The organism is Rhodococcus ruber (genome assembly GCF_027270735.1).
Classification (GTDB): Bacteria; Actinomycetota; Actinomycetes; order Mycobacteriales; family Mycobacteriaceae; genus Rhodococcoides; species Rhodococcoides rubrum_A.
The window spans coordinates 23,032-39,588 of sequence record NZ_JAPWIJ010000005.1 but is presented as its reverse complement, the minus strand read 5'-3'; the positions used below and the strand labels follow the sequence as shown (position 1 = coordinate 39,588).

Below are 16,557 nucleotides of genomic sequence, written 5' to 3'. Positions count from 1 at the left end.
GGGAGGGCGAGTGTTCGATTCTCATGCCGCCTCCGAGCGCGCTGCCGTGCGGGTGTCGCGTTCGATGGTGGTCATCGCACCGGCAATGCCCAAGGCTCCCAGTAGGCAGGACAGGGGGAGTAGCCACGCCATGCTGGTGTGTAGACCGGCAGCCGACGCGCTGATCTCGGCCGTGGCCGTGGCCGTGGCGCTTGCCGCGAAATGCTCCGAAAGTGCGCCCGTCAGCAGAGGGCCGAATGCGCCGCCGAGCAGATAGAAGGCTGCGAAGTAGATCGCGACAGCCGAGGCTCGCAGGCGCGGCGCGACAATTTCCGAAACAGCTGGTAGCGCAACAGGTTGCACCATGTTGAGCAGAACCGATGCGCAGGAGAGCAGGACGATGAACATGACTGCGCTGCTGGGGGGTAGTCCGAATGCGGCGAACGCGAACGGAACCGCGACGGCCATGCCGATCGCTGCGACCGAAAGTCGAGCGGCAGATGAGCGTCGTCGGGCTCGGTCGGCAATCGGGCCCGCGAGCAGTAAACCGATGAGACCCGCGACGCCGGTCACGAGGCCTGCGCCGGTACCGGCCTCGGAGAGGCTGAGTCCGAAGTAGCGCTGCAGGAGCGGTACCAGAAAAGTCGCGATGGAATAGCTGGCGATCTGCAGGCCGATACCCGCCAGGATGAGCCACCACATCGTTGGAATTCGCGCCAACGTCCAGAAGACCCTCGCACCTCGTTCATGTTCGCGCTGTTGAGCGGTCGCGCGTGGCTGCTCTGGCATCGGCGTGATGAGTAGAAGTGCAGCGAGGACGAGGCCGGGGATCGCCGCCAAGTAGAAGGGTGCCCGCCAGGTGCCGAACGCCTCTACCAATGGGCCGGTAGTGAAGAACGCCAGAAGCAAACCCAGCGGCACGCCGAGCTGTAGCACAGCAGTTGCCCGCGAACGCTTCTCCACCGGGAACATGTCGAAAACGGTGGCGTTGGCGGCCGGGGCATAGGACGCCTCCCCGACTCCGACGCCGAGTCGGAAGATCAGCAGCGATGCGAAGCTCCATGCTCCGCCGCTGGCTGCAGTGAGAAGGCTCCAGACCACGAGACCGACTGCCATGACCAGACGGCGAGAACGGCGGTCCGCCATCCGCCCGAGCGCGATGCCCGCGACGGCATAGACGACGGTGAAGCCGCTCATCAGCAGACCGAGCTGCGTATCGGTGAGAGCGAACTCGGCTTTGATGCTCTCGGCCACGATCGTCGGGAGGGCGCGGTCGTAGATGTTCAGGACGTTCGCCGCGGCAAACAGGGCGACGAGCCGCCAGGCATACGGGGGGATGGCACTCGATTTGTCAGTGCCGGTGTCCACCCTGCCGGTCGAGTCGCGAGGGGGGACTGTTCTGTCGAGTGCCATGAAGCCTCCGTGGTATGTGACTGCCATCACTTTAACTTTACGGAACGTAACTTTAAGTTTTCGTATCGTAAAGATCAAGACCTGTTGTAGACATTCCTGTTCCTCAGTCCCGAGGTGGTGTCACTAGTTGCTAAAGCAGCAAATGTGCTTGCCAATAACTTGATTTGCGTCGAAACTCGTGAGACGACGAACGAAACGGAGACGAAGAACAATGACCCCGAACTCACTGTCCGAGAACCACACCGACTATCGATGCGACGTTGTCGTGATCGGCGGTGGTGCCGCAGGTTTGAGTGCTGCGGTCGCCCTCGGCCGGGCGCTGCGATCAGTGGTGGTGGTCGACGCGGGATCCCCGCGAAACGCCCCAGCCGACGCCGTGCACGGCTTTCTCGGCCGCGAAGGGATGAATCCGACTGTGCTGCTCGAAGTCGGTCGTGAGGAAGCACGGGCCTACGGTGTGACGATTCTCGATGCCGAGGCAGTGCGCGCACGTCGGTTCTCCGGCGACTTCGAAGTCCTTCTGGCCGACGGCCGCACGGTGACTGGACGCCGCCTCTTGCTCGCCGGCGGTCTCGTCGATGAACTGCCGCCGATTGCGGGGCTGGCCGAACAGTGGGGCAAAGGCGTCCTTCATTGTCCCTATTGCCACGGCTACGAAATTCGCGGCAATCGCATCGGAGTCGTTGGGACCAGCCCTATGTCGGTGCATCAGAGCCTGCTGTTTCGGCAGTGGTCAGACAAGATCACCTTGTTTCTCAACGACACGGTCATCCCGAGTGAGCAGGAATGGGATCAGCTCGCTGCGCGGTCGGTGCAAGTTGTCGCCGGCGCGGTGACATCGGTCGACGCAGTGGACGGCATCCTCACTGGTGTGACCGTTGGGAATGGCAGGAACTTCGATCTGGAGACGGTCGTGGTGGGATCGAAGATGAAAGCCCGTGTCGACATTGTCGACGAGTCGATCGGCCTGGCCGCACAGGAATTGTTCTCCGGAATGGTCAGTTTCATCGAACCCGGTCCTGCAGGGTCGACCGCAGCCCCGGGCGTGTACGTCGCAGGAAATGTCTCCAACGCGGCAGCGCCGGTCATCGTCGCGGCGGCCGAGGGCACTGCGGCGGGGATGAAGATCAATTCCGACCTGATCGAGGAAGAGACGGCCTGGGCGGTGCAGGGCCGCAATGGGCCCTTCTCTGCCGCGATGGAAGCCCGAGTGACCAACCGTGTTCTGGGGGCTCGCCGCCACGGCCTGACGATCTGACTGTCAGGTGTGAAGGGTGACCCTGTCCAAGATCGGTCTGCGCAAGGGTCGCGCGATACGGATGGAAGAAGACGCGTACTTCTTGCGGCCCCTGCGCTGATCCATGCGGTAGACGGCCACAACAGCGTCAGGGTGGTCGTGCGGCACATAAGGTTCGGGACAGGTGTAGGAAGAGGCATCAAAGGACCTTGACGCGTGAATTCGTCAACGGATGTGCTTGCTGTCGTCGTCCTCAGAGGGGCTCGATCACGGGCGTCGGGGTCGGTCTCAGCCCTCGCGAACCGGTCAGTGCCGCAACGATGACGTCTGTCAGGTGGTCGAGGTACGCGCTGTCGACGTCGGCTCCCCTCACGGTGGACCGCCAATACAGGGGGCCCGCCACTAGATCCAGAGCCAACTCGACGTCCATGTCCTCAGGTAACTCACCTCGTGCAACCGCGCGCTCGAAGATCTGAACTGCACGCTCTCTACGCGGCGTGCCGATCATCTGCGTGTGGAGTTCACCCAGGCGGTGGTTGCGTGCAGATTCGGCGACCAGGTCAGGGAGAATCTTGGAAAACCGCGGGTCGTCGATCCAGTCGACGAACTGTCCGAGCGTCGCTCGCAGATCGCCTCGAAAAGTTCCGGTATCCGGTGCTTCCGACACTCCGACGCTGAACTCGGACAGTACGGCGATCACCATCTCCTCTTTCGACGGCCATCGGCGATACAAAGCGCTCTTTCCTACCCGTGCTCGCTTAGCCACGCGTTCCATCGACAAGCGGCCGTACCCTGCCTCCGAAAACTCGTCGAGTACTGCCTCGACAATCGAATGCGTCACTGTCGAACTGAATACGGCCGCACCGGTCGGCTTTCCTGGACTCATGAGCCCCAGCCTAGCCGGTGGACGGGACGGTATCGTCTCGCGTATGCTTGGCGAGACGATACCGTATCGTCCACTCTTGGGAGGAAGCATGAACAAACACATCGTGGACCGCGCACTGGAACTACTTCTCGACCACGATATGGAAGGATTTTCGGACCTCTGGGCCGTGGATGGGATCATCGAATTCCCCTTTGCTGCAGTCGGTTACCCCCAGCAGATCGTGGGACGAGAAACGATCCGCGAATACATGAGCGGTTACAGCGATATTCTCGACGTTCGAGAACTCACGTCGAAAACCGTTCACGCCACTGCAGATCCGGACGTCGCCGTCGCTGAATTCGAGCTTGCCGGCATCGCACCCAAGACGGGAAATGCCTACTCGATGAGGTACGTCGCCATCATCACGACAGATGGCAGTCATATCCGAAACTACCGCGACTACTGGAGTCCGTTGGCAGCCGCAGAAGCAATCGGCACCACAGATGACCTCACAGCGTTCGCAGGCGGTACGGCGTGATACTCGTTCTGGGCTCGACGGGTACGACAGGAAGTCGCGTAGCCCGGGCACTCGACGCGCGGAACGTCAGAACCCGGCTCGCCACACGGCGTCCTGCACTACCGAACGACGTGTTCTTCGACTGGGCAGATGCCGACAGTCGCGCGCACGCTCTACAGGGAATCACCGGAATCTACCTCGTCGCACCCGTCGGCTCGGCCGACCCGATGCCGGTCGTCGGGCCGTTCCTCGAAAGCGCAGTGCAACAGGGTGTTCGAAGGGTCGTCGCACTGAGCTCGTCCGCAATGGACCGGGGTGCACCGGGCCTCGGCGAGGTCCACGACGCGGTCGCGTCGATAGTGCCTGAATGGGCTGTCCTCAGACCGTCGTGGTTCATGCAGAACTTCATCGGACGTACCCCTCTCTCTGATGGTGTCCGAAACGGAGAGATCGTCAGCGCAACAGGCGAGGGGCGAATTGCTTTCGTGGACGCGCTGGATATCGCAGACGTCGCTGCACACTCCTTGACGGATCCCGAGCCACACAACACCGACCACATCCTCACCGGGCCATCACCTCTCAGCTACAGCGATGCGGCCGCAGTCATATCCGCACAGATCGGTACCGAGATCTCACATCGCTCGATCACTGTCGACGAGTTGGCCCAACGGCATAGCGACCACGGCCTCCCGGCTGGGTTTGCACGAATTTTGGCGGCCCTGGACGCCGACATCGCACGCGGCACCGAGGACCGGGCCACAGACGTCGTCGAGCGTGTGACCGGGCACCCGGCCCGGAACTTCGAAGACTTCGTGAAGGCTCATTTCGAGACGGTTCTGTAGGAGAAGTGACATGACGTTCAGTGGCTCGATGAGGCCGCTTCGGCATACCGGTCGAAAGGCCTCGGCCATCTGATTCGGCGATAGTGCCCCATCGGATCGTCGGTCAGATTGTGGTACTGCCATCTGTACATCTGGGTCCTGATCGCCATGGTCCTCGGCACCGCAGTCGGCCTCCTCTGGCCGACGACCGGTACGGCCCTCGAACCACTGGGCGACGCGTTCGTCAGCCTTCTGACGAGCCCGTCACGTGAGGATCGGGGCCCCGATGATGCGTTCGGTTTCGTTCCAGAGGAATGCGCCGAGTTGCGGATCACGGCTAGTACGAACGGGTTCGGCGATCACCGGTGGGCCCGCAGCGTTTCCTCGTGGGCCGATGTAGACCTCACCGGGCGGGAGGCCGCGAGCTGCCATGGCCGCAACTACAGATTCGGCCGCCGAGTCCTTTCCTTGGACGATGGACGAAAACGCATGCCCGAGTATCCGGCTTGCTGCTCGGACAACGACTGGCCGAGTGTGGATTCCCGGTCGATCAGCGGTCAGCGCATCGATTGCTCCGCCTGGATGAGCAACGATCGACTCGACCGAAGAATCTCGGCTTCGAAGTCTGCGGGACAGCTCGAAACCCAGCATCTCCGTCGCGTGTTTGGACATGGCGTACGCCGCGCGTGGGCGGTAGGACCCCTGAGACAGCCAGTTGTCCGGATCGAACGGAATGCGTTGCGTGAGCATACTTCCTATGCTTACGACTCTGGCTCCGCCTGATGTCCGCTCCAAGGACGGGAGGGCGAGACGGAGGAGTTCGACATGTGCGAGAAAGTTTGTGCCCACAGTCAGCTCCACGCCGAAAGGGCCCTCCTCGGGCGACTTGGGTGCAGCAATCGAGCCCGCGTTCATCACCAGGCCGTCGAGTTGAGTCGTGTCCCGTAACTCTTCGCCCGCACGACGGACGGAGTCGACGTCCGCGAGATTCATCCTGAGGAACCGATGGCGTCCGTGGTGGGGCAAGAGGCTGATGGCACGTCGGCCTCGTTCCTCCGAGCGCGCCACGACGACTATCTCGGCACCCAGCTCAGCCAGCTGTTCGGCGATGAAATATCCGATTCCTGACGTAGCGCCGGTGACGGCGACCGTGCGCCCGTCGAGTCGTGCGAGTTCCAACATCCCCATCTCCTTCAAGTCTTGAACTATCAATGTACTTCATGACTTGAACTACTGCTAGCCTGCGAATGTGGACATCCTCGACACGACTCTGCAGATGCAGGAACTTGCTCTTCGGATCAATGACGACCTTGCGCCGTTTGCGGCAGAGGAGGGTCTGACACTCATTACCGCGCATGCGCTGTGGACCGTGCACCCGGGTCGAACCGACCTGACGATGTCAGACCTCGCGGCACGACTGCGATGCAACGCCTCCAATACGACCTTCATCGTCAAGCAACTCGAAGCCCGCGGATTGGTGGAAAGGGCACCCGACCCGGCGGACGGCAGGCGTAAATTCGTCGAATTGACCGATGAAGGAACGCGTACCCGAGAGCGCCTCGGTCAGGCGCTGACCTCCGTCAGTCCGCTGAAGAAGCTGACTCGGGAAGACTGGGCAACGTTCGGGAGGATTCTGGACGTAATGCGCGAGTGAAGCTGCGCTTCAACGGCTGCCTCAATAGTCGGGAGTACAGGCCCTGGGGCGGGCTCGTACTCGGAGAGGCATTCTGTCACGAGGTGTCGGGCGGATACCGTCATCCGTTCGCATGGCCTCGCCGTTGCTGTAGTCCCCAGTGATGAGCTGGGTCACCGAGAGCGCGAAGTCCTCGCGCCCACTGCTGTGCGCGACAATCAGCCGCCCGCCGCCCGAGCGCGGTGCCGTCGGGCCTTCATCTTGTTGCCACAGGTGGCCATCGAGCACCACCGCGCGGTGCCCGCACGCGAGCGATCCAGAAGAAACAAGCGGCACTCGTCATTCGCACACGGGCGCAGTGCGCCGGGCACACTCTCACGAATCCCCGCCCACGCCAGCACAATCCGTGACGCCAGTCGGCGATCCTCGGCCACCTGCAGAACCCAGTCGAGGGCGTCATCGGTCAGAACCGGCACCCGCGAGAGGCCATCCAGGTACTTGCTCAGCGACGACGGTGACGTTGCACCCCGCACCACCCGCTGGAGGTCGTCACGTACAGCGCGGCTCACCCGAAGTTCCTCTGCGCTTCCGGTCCCGCCGCGCGCACTCAGCCAGTCGCGGCCGCCCGTGTCGTCCGCCAGAAGATCGATCGGTTGATCCTCGACCATCGGCGTGGTGTTGAGCAGGTCGATCAGCAGTGCTTCGTCGATCGACTGCGCCTCCTCGATGTTCATGTAACCATCATAGATCACTTGACAGGTTACGCGCACTGTGGTTCTGTCGTCCAAGTAACCACATCAACTATCCATAGGGGTTATCCATGGTCGCCGTTCATCACCACACCACCACCGTCGACGGACTCGAAGTCTTCTACCGCGAGGCCGGCAATCCGTCCGATCCCACCATCGTGCTGCTTCACGGAACTCCCGCCAGCTCCTTCATGTTTCGCCACCTCATCCCGTTGCTGGCCAATGATTTTCACGTGATCGCACCCGACCTCATCGGCTTCGGATACTCGGCGGCTCCGTCCGTCGACGACTTCGACTACACCTTCGATACCCTCACCGCCGTCACCGACCACCTCCTCGATCAACTGGGTCTCGACCGGTACGCGATCTACACCCAGGACTACGGCGCACCCGTCGGATGGCGTCTCGCCCTCAGTCATCCTGATCGCATCACCGCCATCGTCACCCAGAACGGCAACGCGTACGAGGAGGGGTTCGTGGAATCGTTCTGGGCACCCCTGTGGACCTACGCGGAGAACCGCACGCCGGAAAACGCTGCACCGCTGCGCACAGCACTCGAACTCGAAGCAGTGCGATGGCAATACGTCCACGGTGTCTCCGATCCGACCCTCCTGAGCCCCGACGCCTGGATCCACGACCACGCGCTGCTCACCCGTCCCGGCAACGACGAGATCCAACTGAGGCTCTTCGCCGACTATCCAACGAATGTCCGCCTGTACCCCGCTGTGCAGCGCTACTTTCGTGATTCGCGGCCCCCACTCCTCGCCGTCTGGGGCAAGAACGATGAGATCTTCGGCCCCGACGGTGCGCGTGCGTTCCTGCGCGATCTTGCCGACGCGCAAATCCACCTACTGGACGGGGGCCACTTTCTGCTCGAAAGCCACCTCGACGAAGTCGCCTCCCTGATCACCACCTTCCTGCACGGGCTCTCCGGGACACGACACGCAGCCTGATCGCGCCGACCCGAACGCGTTCTCGATTCCGCACCAGATACCTCGAATAGCCATGTAGGTCAACATTCTTCGAGAAAGGTCACCCGTCATGCGAACAGATGACGACCGTGTGCTGAGCCAGTGGCATCCAGGAGAAGAGACGATGCACCGTCTTATGCAGGTGCCCTACGAGGACAACCCCACTGCTCCAGGTCTGCCCACCGCGTACGGACTCTGGATGACTCGGAGTCCACTCGTGGCGCTCGGAACAATCGGCGTCGACGACCGTGTGTGGACAACTTTGCTCGGGGGCGCTGCTGGAACAGCAACCCCGGCCGCGGTCGGGGTTCTGCGGCTGAGGTTCCAGGCACAGCTCGAACCTCACACCGCAGAACAGGACACTGATTGGTCGGGTACCGACCCAGTGCTCGAGGGTCTGTTGTGCGGCGACAATACGAACGGACGAGGAAGGCTGGTCTCGGGTCTCGTTATCGACCTGGAGCACAGGGGAAGGGCCAAGATCGCCGGACGCATGCTCGACGGCGTCGTTGTGGAAAAGCGCACGAAGACAACACCTTCAGAGAAAAGCGAACGCGTCGACGTCCAGGTTGACGTCACAGTCGACGGAACCCTCGGAAACTGCCCCAAGTATCTGAACAAGCGGGCGATAACACCCTACGAATCATCTCCGCAGTTGATCACCGATTCACTGCCGCTACCAGCCGAGGCGCTCGCCATCATCGGCAAATCCGACACGTTCCTCATCTCCAGCCGGCACGGTACCGACAGCATGGACACCAACATCCGTGGCGGGTCACCAGGATTCGTCCGGGTCTTCAGCAACTCCGAAGCGGAGGGCGTGACCCTGGTATACCCGGAGTACTCGGGAAACCGCCTCTACCAGACGTTGGGGAACATCACCTCCGACCGGGCCGTGGGAGTCACCTTTCCCGATTTCGACACCGGCGACGTTCTCTACCTGGCGGGACGCGCAGAGGTATTGATCGACGATGCCGCTGAACATGTTCTGCCGCATAGCAATTTGGCTGTTCGGATCGAAATCGAGGCGGTGCGCTTGGTGAGAAACAGCCTTCCGTTCCGAGGCACGCTGCTGGAACCGTCGCCGTACAACCCCCCGGTCAGGAGATCGGCCCGCGAGGTCGGCGTCGCTGGCCAGCAGCCCAGACCAGCAGACAGAACGCTTGCCTCGCTGATCCACAAGCTACCGATCACACCGACGATTTCGCGGTACACATTTCGACTGTCTCCGGGCGAACCGCCGAAGCCGTTGCACTGGTGCGCAGGGCAACACGTCACCCTCGACTTCGCGGCTCAACTCGATCGCGGCTGGTCGCACATGCGCGACCATGACCCCAGCTCCCTCAACGACGACTTCATCAGAACGTTCACGGTGTCGAGTGAACCGGATGCACTGGGCAGCAACGAGTTCGAGATAACCGTTCGGGAGCACGGACCGGTCACCGGACTGCTGTCGCGATGGACCCCACGTTCGGACCTGGATGTCACTGTCATGGGCTTCGGCGGCGAGGATGACACCAGGTACGCCGACACGAAGCCCGACACCGATGACGTAGTGGTCGTGGCATCGGGCGTCGGGATCACTCCATTCACGGCGCAGGCGCGCGCTGCCCACGAATCCGGACTCGCACTGACCCTGCTCTGGAGTGTGCGCGCAGAGGACCTGGCTCTCGCCGTCGACGTTATCGAGCGGGTCAGCCACTGGGGGGTGGCAATCACCGTGTTCCTCACCGGACACATGGACTCCAACGGGTATGCCCAGCTTCGCACTCTCGAACAGCTCGGAGCCCGAACACACACCAGGAGAATGACCGAGGCCGACGTCAAAGCCGTGGGACGCGTCGGGCGAAGACAGTATTACGTGTGCGCTGCTCGGCCATTGCACAAAGCGGTTCTGGAGTGGGTGGCCGGTGAGGACGTCAGGTTCGAGGCGTTCGACTACTGAACGCTCGATTCGACAAAGCTGCCCGGACGGATAAGCAGTGATTGCGAATCCATCCGGGCAGTGCTGCAGGACTGTCGATCTGCTTCAGTTCACAGGTGCTGCTGCAGGGCTCGGCCCTCCCAATACTCATCCTGCCGTTCGTCGGTGATATCGGCGCTTACTGGCAAATCCCACCAGCCGGGAACGAACGGACCTGCAGCATCTCGTGCTGTCATTGCCTCGACGATTGCCGGTTCACCCGACTCTATTGCTTCCTTGAGGTATCGGTCGACTTCTTCCGGTGTCTCTGCGCGCCAGGTCTTGAGGCCGAAAGCTCGGCCGATTGCCAAGTAATCGGGGGAGTAGGGCTCCCCGTCGGGCGTTGCGAACTCCGATGCGACGTAGCGACCGGTCATCTTCCGCTGCCCTCCGCGGATCGAGATGTACCCGGAGTTGTTCTGTACCAGGAAGACCACGGGTATGTTGTGAGTTACCGCCACACCGATTTCCTGAATTCCCATCAGGAATTCACCGTCTCCGACGACGCATACGACGATCTTGTCGGGTCGACCCAGCTTCACGCCCATTGCGGCTGGTACAGCCCATCCCATGGGTGAGAACGAACCGGACGTGAAGTGTGTCTTCGGCTCGTACACGTCGAACGTCTGTTTGACGGTGCCCTGTGCGTTTCCGGAGCCGGCCACGACGATGGCGTCGCGCGGCAGGATCTCGCGAAGCCCCTTGAGTGGACGCTGCGAGGTCATCGGCGATGCGTCGCTGTTGAGACGCGGTGCCAGCTTCTCTTTCCACTCCTGGCGGAGTCGTATGACTTCACCTAGGTAATCGTCACGGTTGGCCACTTCATCGCTCTGCGCGGCGATCAGCGATACAGCGGGCACGGCGTCGGCAACGATCCCGACTGCGACCGGATAGTTCTTGCCGATCTCGTGGGGATCGATATCGATCTGGATAAGCTTGGCGGGCGGGAACGAGAACGTTGCGCCCTTGCGGTAGCTCGAAGCCGACCAGTCAGTGAATCGATTTCCGACGGAGAGGACGACGTCGGCATCCGCCGCGAGCTTGTTGCCCGATGTGCTTCCGATGTATCCGATGTCACCGCCGAACAAGTCATGATCCTCGGGGAAGGTGCTCTTTCCGTTGTACGTCGTGACCACGGGGATCTTCAGCTTTGTGGCGAGCTCGAGCACCGCCTCGGAGGCATTGCTGAGGAGAGCACCGCCGCCGACGACGATGACAGGGCGCTTCGCACCGGCGAGGAGCGCCACTGCCTGGTTCACTGCCTCGGGATCGGGATAGATCTTGCCGACGGGAAGACGTTCGTGAAGCTTCGGGATCTGGACGTCCGCGGCTGCGGCCTGTACATCCATTGCGATCTCGATATGAACGGGGCCAGGTCGGCCTGTCAGCATGGCGCTGAAGGCGCGATGCAGAATCGATGGGAGCTTGTCCGTGCGGTTCGCCACCCAGTGGCGTTTTGTCACCGGCGCGAGCACTTCCGGGAACTCATTGTCTTGCTTGCGTTCCAGCTCCTGCATGATGCCGTTGCCGACCATGTGGGTGTGCGGTCCGCCGGTCAGCAATAGGACTGCCGAGGAGTCGGCGTACGCAGTGGCCATTCCGATTACCGTGTTGGTGGCACCGGGACCGATCGAGGTGAAGGCGGCCATGGGGCGGCCGGTCGCGCGGTAGTAGCCATCTGCGAGGTGGACCGCACTCTGCTCGTGGAAAACCTGAATCACGGGAATTTTGGATTCTTCGTCGAGGAATCCGTCCAGAAATGTCCATGCACCGTGACCGGGAATCCCTGCAACGTACTCGACGCCGAATTCCTTCAGTGTTCGAGCGATGATTTGTGCGCCAGTTAGTTTCATTCGTTCCTCACTTATCAACTGTTCGACCTTTTCAAACAGTATTTGACGTTGCTGAGAGGCGATACCGCCATCATGTGCAACGGATGCGACCTGAGAGCGCGATCTGTGCACCGGATGCGCTTCCCGCGCTTGCTGCAGTCGGCGCGCCCCGATCGGACAAGCTCGCCAGGAGTCTACGTCGAGCTCCCGGAGACTGACTACGAAATGATCCAGAGATATTGCAGCGGTATGACTCTCGGCAGAAGGTGGCGGACTGGCTGCTCGCATCCTGCCATCGAATGCCTACCACCCGGATCCGACCAGGCAGTACGGATAAATGGCTGCGACAGGCCTAGTCGGCAGAGCGCCGTTGCAGTTTCGCGCCTGAGGAGTGGCGTCCTCGAGCGGGCGTGGACGCACCACGGACCCGCCCCAACACGATCGGTCAGCGATGTGCACACTGCGACACTTTTTTCACCGTTTATCTCACAAAGTGTCCGTCGCATCGGAGTGACGGTCCTCATAGTCTTTCAGGAAGAGATGCGTCGGCGCACGAGCCAGCCGATCCATATCGAAGTGTGGGCCTCGCAGACAGAGTCCGATGACGGACCTGATTCGAGCAGGTTGAACAAGAGCGACGAATTGCTGTCGTCCACTACACCATTGGCTTCGGATTCGGAGTAATTCAGACATGACCGACAACAGTTCGACAACGACCACCGAGACTGGGGCACCGCATCACCGACGTGCGGCGAGTACCCACGAGACACCGGTCTCCCTTGCGACGACCATCGCCCAACCCGAGAATGTCGCGGCTCGAGGTGGTCGGAAGTCCCGGCTGGTCTGGAGCCCAGAGGTTTTTGTTCAGTACCTGATGGTAGTGGTGCTCGTTGTTGCAACCGTCGTGCTGGCCGCCACCTCGCCGGCCTTCCGCAGTACCTCCAACCTCCTCAACGTGCTTTCGTCGAGCGCCGTAATCGGCATCGTTGCACTGGGAATGCTGCTGACCATTATCACTGCGGGCTTCGACCTGTCGGTCGGAGCAGTCGGAGCAGCCTCGGGCTGCATCGCAGGCGCTATGTCCATCGGCAGTGGACTGGCCACGGCGATCGTGGTCGCTCTCGGTGTCTCACTCCTGGTGGGGATGGCCTCCGGATTCCTGATCGGGGTAATCGGAATCAACCCCTTCATCACCACGTTCAGCGTCGGATCAGTGGTTACCGGCGCATTATTCATCGCGACCGATGCGATTCCTATCTATGGACTACCGGAAGCCTGGATCAACCTCGGCTTCGCCAAGGTACTCGGCATTCCGATGCCCGTTGTCATCTGGTTGATCGCAATGGTGAGCATCTGGTGGATCCTGCGTAGAACGCGGTTCGGACTGTTCGTATACGCAGTGGGCAGCAGCCAGGTAGCCGTTGCTCGGGCCGGCATTTCGGTCAAATGGATGCTGGTTGCGGTCTACGGAATCTGTGGCCTGTGTGCGGGGCTGGGAGGTGTGCTCTCGGTCGGGCTGTCACGAACCGGTACACCCTCCGCAGGTGCCACCTGGGCCCTGACTGCCATCGCAGCCGTTGTTCTCGGCGGCACATCACTGCGCGGCGGAGCCGGTTTCGTCCGATCCGCGATCGTAGGAACCCTCCTTTTGGGCGTCATGACCAACGCGTTCACGATCTTCGGCTTGTCACCGTACTTCGTGCCAGCCGTCACCGGGGCAGTCATCCTCCTTGCCGTTGGATTCGAGAGTTACACCCGCAAACGCGCATCTTGACCGAACCGCTGTCCCAACCGTCGAAAGTAGGAAAAATGAGCGTACGAAACCGTCCATGGATCACGCGCGCTGTAACGCTGACCGCAGCGATCTCGCTGTGCGGCTTTGCAGTCGGGTGCACAACGCCAAGCACGGACGATGCAAAAGCAGTGACATCGAAGACGGACTGCGAACCGTCCACCAACAAAAAAGTCGGTGTGCTGTTCTTCGACACCGCAGTGGGGCCCGATGCCGCGCTGATGCAGAACAAGATCAAAGAGCGGGGCGACGCGCTGGGGCTGGACCTCAACATTCAGCAGGGCAAGAACGACATCAACACCGAAATCGCGGCAATTCGCGGATTCATTGCCGAACAGAGTGCCGCGATCATCGTGTATCCGCCTGACCCCGAGAGTTTGGCTCCCGTTCTCAACGAAGCCGGCCAAGCCGGGATCCCAGTCTTCGCGCTCAATCTGGCGCTCAAGAATACCGATTCTTTGGTAACTTACGTCGGCCCGGACAATTATGATTTCGGGCAACATCAGGTCGATCTGGTCAAGAAGAACTTCCCCAACGGCGCAAAAATCGGACTTTTGATGGGCCAGATGGGAACCACCGCCCAGATCGAGCGAACCAGGGCTGTGGAAGATCTCGCGGCCCAAGATCCGCGCTACCAGATCGTTGCGCAGGAACCAGACAACTGGGACAGCGCCAAATCGCTTTCGATCTCACGCGACTGGCTGACGAAGTTTCCCGTCGGCGATCTCGATGTCATTATCACCCAGGGCCCACAGGCGGGGACTGCAGTCCAGAACGCAATCGACAGTGGCCGCCCAGAGGTGAAGTGGGTTTTCGGTGACCTCATCAACGACATCGTTCCGATGCTTCAGAACGGGCAGGTTCTGGGAACGGTAATGCAGGACATGGGCCTGCAGGCCGAAGAAGTCACGACAGCAGTAGGTAACTGGCTCACGTGCAACAGGGATGAGGTCAAGACGCCGAACGACTATCTACCCCTCCTTACCGTGACACAGGAAAATGTCGACAGCGTGGAGCCTGAACTCTGACGGAAAGACAGCTGCATCACGGATCGACTCGGCGTCGCGACGCGTATTCACATCCATCTCACGAAAGAAGAACGCACATGGCACAAGAAATGATCTTGGAGGCCAGGAATCTCGCTAAGAGCTTCGGCGGTGTCCAGGCTCTGCGCGACGCCAGCATCTCGATTCGCGCGGGCGAAGTTGTTGCAGTTGTGGGTGACAACGGCGCAGGTAAGAGCACGTTCATCAAAACCCTGTCCGGTGTTCACGAACCCGATTCGGGTGTGCTGGAGGTTCTCGGCGAACCTCAACACTTCACATCACCTCAGCAAGCCCGGGCTATGGGCATTGAAACCGTCTACCAGGATCTGTCCCTGTGTGACGATCTCAATGTCGTCGAGAACATGTTCCTGGGTCGCGAAACATCCCGGCTGTCGCTGGGCTGGCTCAGTGTTCCCGACCGGCGTGGGATGCGTAAGCGGGCCAAGGAAATGCTCGCTGAAACAGGGGTGAACATTCCCGACCTACGCCAACCGGTGCGTGCGATGTCCGGCGGTCAACGCCAGTGTCTGGCAATTGCCAAGGGCTCGTCCTGGGATAGCCGACTGATCATTCTCGATGAGCCCACTGCAGCCCTGGGCGTACGTGAAACTGCCGCCGTCGAGGACATCATTCGAGACCTGAGAAGGCGTGGGATGGCTGTGATAATTATCAGTCACAATCTGCGTCAAGTTTTCGACCTTGTAGACACGATCTGGGTCTTACGCCGGGGCGAGATGGTCGGTAGCCGAGCGGCAGCCGCAACCACTGCCGAGGAGATCATTGCGATGATTACGGGAGTCGACAATCAGATAGTCGTCTGACTTATCAGAGTGAAGAAATGTCCTACAATTTTCCAGTATATCTCGAAAGGCATGGTATGACGAGTGTTGATCTGATTGCCTCATGTTGGACGTCGGCGGGGGCGGCAGCGCCTTGTACCGACGATGAGCGGAGCCCAGTATCGATTCGGGAGCGCGTAGAGGCTGTGAGTGCTGCTGGATTTGCGGGTTTCGGCATTCAGCACATGGACCTCGCGGTCGTCCGCGACAGCATTGGGTACGGGGAATTTCGAAAGATACTCGATGGCAATGGGATCAGTATTGTCGAAGTCGAATTTCTCGAAGACTGGTTCACGGATGGACCCGAACGCGTCGAGTCGGATGCTTCTCGCGCCGAACTGCTGCGTGCAGCAGAGGTCCTCGGCGCTCGTGTCTTGAAGACAGGCGGCAAGTTCCACCGAGACGAGTTCGATGCCGAACGGTTGGCCCCGCATTTCGCAAAACTCGCAGAGGATGCGTCGAACGCCGGCACGATGGTCGGGATCGAGCCCGCGCCGTTCCGTGAGATCCAGACGCCCCAGCAAGCGATGGCAGTGATCGAACTCGCCGATCACCTTGCTGGTGGTCTCTACATCGATATTTGGCACACGGAGCGCCTCGACGTCGATTTCGCCTACATTCGCAGCATTCCTGGAAACAGAATTGTCGGCGTCGAAATCGATGACGCCGACGCTGAAATTCGTGGATCGCTGCTGGACGACACCGTGAACAATCGGAGGTTTCCAGGCGAAGGAATTTTCGACATACCCGAGTTCGTTTCCGCAGTCAAATCTACTGGATACAGCGGCCCCTGGGCAGTAGAACTGATTTCTGCCGAGGTACGCAGCATGTCAGTGCGCGAGGCAACGCGCCGCGCATTTTCCACGACTCGCACATTCGTCGACTGACCAGCAGCCCACA

At 60.9% G+C, this 16,557-nt stretch carries 15 protein-coding genes; 10 read left to right on the top strand and 5 right to left on the bottom strand.

Annotated elements, in window-relative coordinates; all coding sequences use genetic code 11:
• Window positions 1–21: 21 nt before the first annotated feature.
• Window positions 22–1,419: a spinster family MFS transporter gene (locus O4220_RS12595; RefSeq protein ID WP_269604677.1), complete on the bottom strand. Its 1,398-nt coding sequence runs from the start codon at window positions 1,417–1,419 to the stop codon at window positions 22–24.
• Window positions 1,420–1,603: 184 nt separating this feature from the next.
• Here O4220_RS12595 and O4220_RS12590 point away from each other — a divergent pair, with 184 nt between their 5' ends.
• On the top strand, window positions 1,604–2,650 hold the full coding sequence (locus O4220_RS12590) for an NAD(P)/FAD-dependent oxidoreductase (protein ID WP_269604676.1): 1,047 nt from the start codon (window positions 1,604–1,606) through the stop codon (window positions 2,648–2,650).
• A 232-nt stretch (window positions 2,651–2,882) separates the two neighbouring features.
• Here O4220_RS12590 and O4220_RS12585 read toward each other — a convergent pair whose 3' ends face one another.
• Entirely contained in the window at window positions 2,883–3,515 is a 633-nt protein-coding gene (locus O4220_RS12585; protein ID WP_269604675.1) for a TetR/AcrR family transcriptional regulator, read from the bottom strand.
• 88 nt (window positions 3,516–3,603) lie between these two features.
• Here O4220_RS12585 and O4220_RS12580 point away from each other — a divergent pair, with 88 nt between their 5' ends.
• Window positions 3,604–4,032, top strand: coding sequence for a nuclear transport factor 2 family protein (locus O4220_RS12580; RefSeq protein WP_269604672.1), 429 nt, complete (start codon window positions 3,604–3,606; stop codon window positions 4,030–4,032).
• Window positions 4,029–4,853 (top strand): ergot alkaloid biosynthesis protein, encoded by an 825-nt coding sequence (locus O4220_RS12575; protein ID WP_269604670.1) that lies wholly within the window; start codon window positions 4,029–4,031, stop codon window positions 4,851–4,853. Before O4220_RS12580 ends, O4220_RS12575 begins: the two co-directional genes overlap by 4 nt.
• 243 nt (window positions 4,854–5,096) lie before the next feature.
• Here O4220_RS12575 and O4220_RS12570 read toward each other — a convergent pair whose 3' ends face one another.
• Window positions 5,097–6,014, bottom strand: a complete 918-nt coding sequence (locus O4220_RS12570; protein ID WP_269604669.1) for an SDR family NAD(P)-dependent oxidoreductase — start codon at window positions 6,012–6,014, stop codon at window positions 5,097–5,099.
• 67 nt (window positions 6,015–6,081) lie between these two features.
• On the opposite strand from O4220_RS12570, the gene O4220_RS12565 reads away from it, so the two are divergent.
• Window positions 6,082–6,486, top strand: a complete 405-nt coding sequence (locus tag O4220_RS12565) for a MarR family winged helix-turn-helix transcriptional regulator (protein ID WP_269604668.1) — start codon at window positions 6,082–6,084, stop codon at window positions 6,484–6,486.
• Between the two features lie 197 nt (window positions 6,487–6,683).
• Here O4220_RS12565 and O4220_RS12560 read toward each other — a convergent pair whose 3' ends face one another.
• Entirely contained in the window at window positions 6,684–7,199 is a 516-nt protein-coding gene (locus tag O4220_RS12560; RefSeq protein WP_269604667.1) for a CGNR zinc finger domain-containing protein, read from the bottom strand.
• Between the two features lie 86 nt (window positions 7,200–7,285).
• Between O4220_RS12560 and O4220_RS12555 the strand changes: the two genes are divergently transcribed.
• Entirely contained in the window at window positions 7,286–8,167 is an 882-nt protein-coding gene (locus O4220_RS12555) for an alpha/beta fold hydrolase (RefSeq protein WP_269604665.1), read from the top strand.
• Window positions 8,168–8,255: 88 nt separating this feature from the next.
• Window positions 8,256–10,130, top strand: coding sequence for a pyridoxamine 5'-phosphate oxidase family protein (locus O4220_RS12550; protein WP_269604663.1), 1,875 nt, complete (start codon window positions 8,256–8,258; stop codon window positions 10,128–10,130).
• A gap of 89 nt (window positions 10,131–10,219) precedes the next feature.
• Here the strand turns inward: O4220_RS12550 and O4220_RS12545 are convergent, their stop codons facing one another.
• Window positions 10,220–12,001, bottom strand: coding sequence for a thiamine pyrophosphate-binding protein (locus tag O4220_RS12545; protein WP_269604661.1), 1,782 nt, complete (start codon window positions 11,999–12,001; stop codon window positions 10,220–10,222).
• 670 nt (window positions 12,002–12,671) lie between these two features.
• On the opposite strand from O4220_RS12545, the gene O4220_RS12540 reads away from it, so the two are divergent.
• The 4 genes from O4220_RS12540 to O4220_RS12525 all read left to right on the top strand — a co-directional run bounded on the left by O4220_RS12540 (window position 12,672) and on the right by O4220_RS12525 (window position 16,544).
• A complete protein-coding gene (locus O4220_RS12540; protein ID WP_269604659.1) occupies window positions 12,672–13,754 on the top strand; it encodes an ABC transporter permease in 1,083 nt (360 codons plus the stop codon).
• Between the two features lie 35 nt (window positions 13,755–13,789).
• A complete protein-coding gene (locus O4220_RS12535; RefSeq protein WP_269604657.1) occupies window positions 13,790–14,800 on the top strand; it encodes a sugar ABC transporter substrate-binding protein in 1,011 nt (336 codons plus the stop codon).
• Between the two features lie 77 nt (window positions 14,801–14,877).
• The gene (locus O4220_RS12530) at window positions 14,878–15,639 is read left to right on the top strand and encodes an ATP-binding cassette domain-containing protein (protein WP_269604656.1); all 762 of its coding nucleotides are present in this window, start codon (window positions 14,878–14,880) and stop codon (window positions 15,637–15,639) included.
• Between the two features lie 17 nt (window positions 15,640–15,656).
• The gene (locus O4220_RS12525; protein ID WP_269604655.1) at window positions 15,657–16,544 is read left to right on the top strand and encodes a sugar phosphate isomerase/epimerase family protein; all 888 of its coding nucleotides are present in this window, start codon (window positions 15,657–15,659) and stop codon (window positions 16,542–16,544) included.
• Window positions 16,545–16,557 lie beyond the last annotated feature (13 nt).

Excerpts from the sequence above, each read along its gene's own strand:
- O4220_RS12525 (WP_269604655.1), top strand. The coding sequence starts at position 15,657 with ATGTCCTACAATTTTCCAGTATATCTCGAAAGGCATGGTATGACGAGT.
- O4220_RS12595 (WP_269604677.1), bottom strand. The coding sequence starts at position 1,419 with ATGGCAGTCACATACCACGGAGGCTTCATGGCACTCGACAGAACAGTC.
- O4220_RS12555 (WP_269604665.1), top strand. The coding sequence starts at position 7,286 with ATGGTCGCCGTTCATCACCACACCACCACCGTCGACGGACTCGAAGTC.
- O4220_RS12535 (WP_269604657.1), top strand. The coding sequence starts at position 13,790 with ATGAGCGTACGAAACCGTCCATGGATCACGCGCGCTGTAACGCTGACC.
- O4220_RS12585 (WP_269604675.1), bottom strand. The coding sequence starts at position 3,515 with ATGAGTCCAGGAAAGCCGACCGGTGCGGCCGTATTCAGTTCGACAGTG.
- O4220_RS12570 (WP_269604669.1), bottom strand. The coding sequence starts at position 6,014 with ATGTTGGAACTCGCACGACTCGACGGGCGCACGGTCGCCGTCACCGGC.
- O4220_RS12530 (WP_269604656.1), top strand. The coding sequence starts at position 14,878 with ATGGCACAAGAAATGATCTTGGAGGCCAGGAATCTCGCTAAGAGCTTC.
- O4220_RS12560 (WP_269604667.1), bottom strand. The coding sequence starts at position 7,199 with ATGAACATCGAGGAGGCGCAGTCGATCGACGAAGCACTGCTGATCGAC.
- O4220_RS12550 (WP_269604663.1), top strand. The coding sequence starts at position 8,256 with ATGCGAACAGATGACGACCGTGTGCTGAGCCAGTGGCATCCAGGAGAA.
- O4220_RS12540 (WP_269604659.1), top strand. The coding sequence starts at position 12,672 with ATGACCGACAACAGTTCGACAACGACCACCGAGACTGGGGCACCGCAT.
- O4220_RS12580 (WP_269604672.1), top strand. The coding sequence starts at position 3,604 with ATGAACAAACACATCGTGGACCGCGCACTGGAACTACTTCTCGACCAC.
- O4220_RS12545 (WP_269604661.1), bottom strand. The coding sequence starts at position 12,001 with ATGAAACTAACTGGCGCACAAATCATCGCTCGAACACTGAAGGAATTC.
- O4220_RS12590 (WP_269604676.1), top strand. The coding sequence starts at position 1,604 with ATGACCCCGAACTCACTGTCCGAGAACCACACCGACTATCGATGCGAC.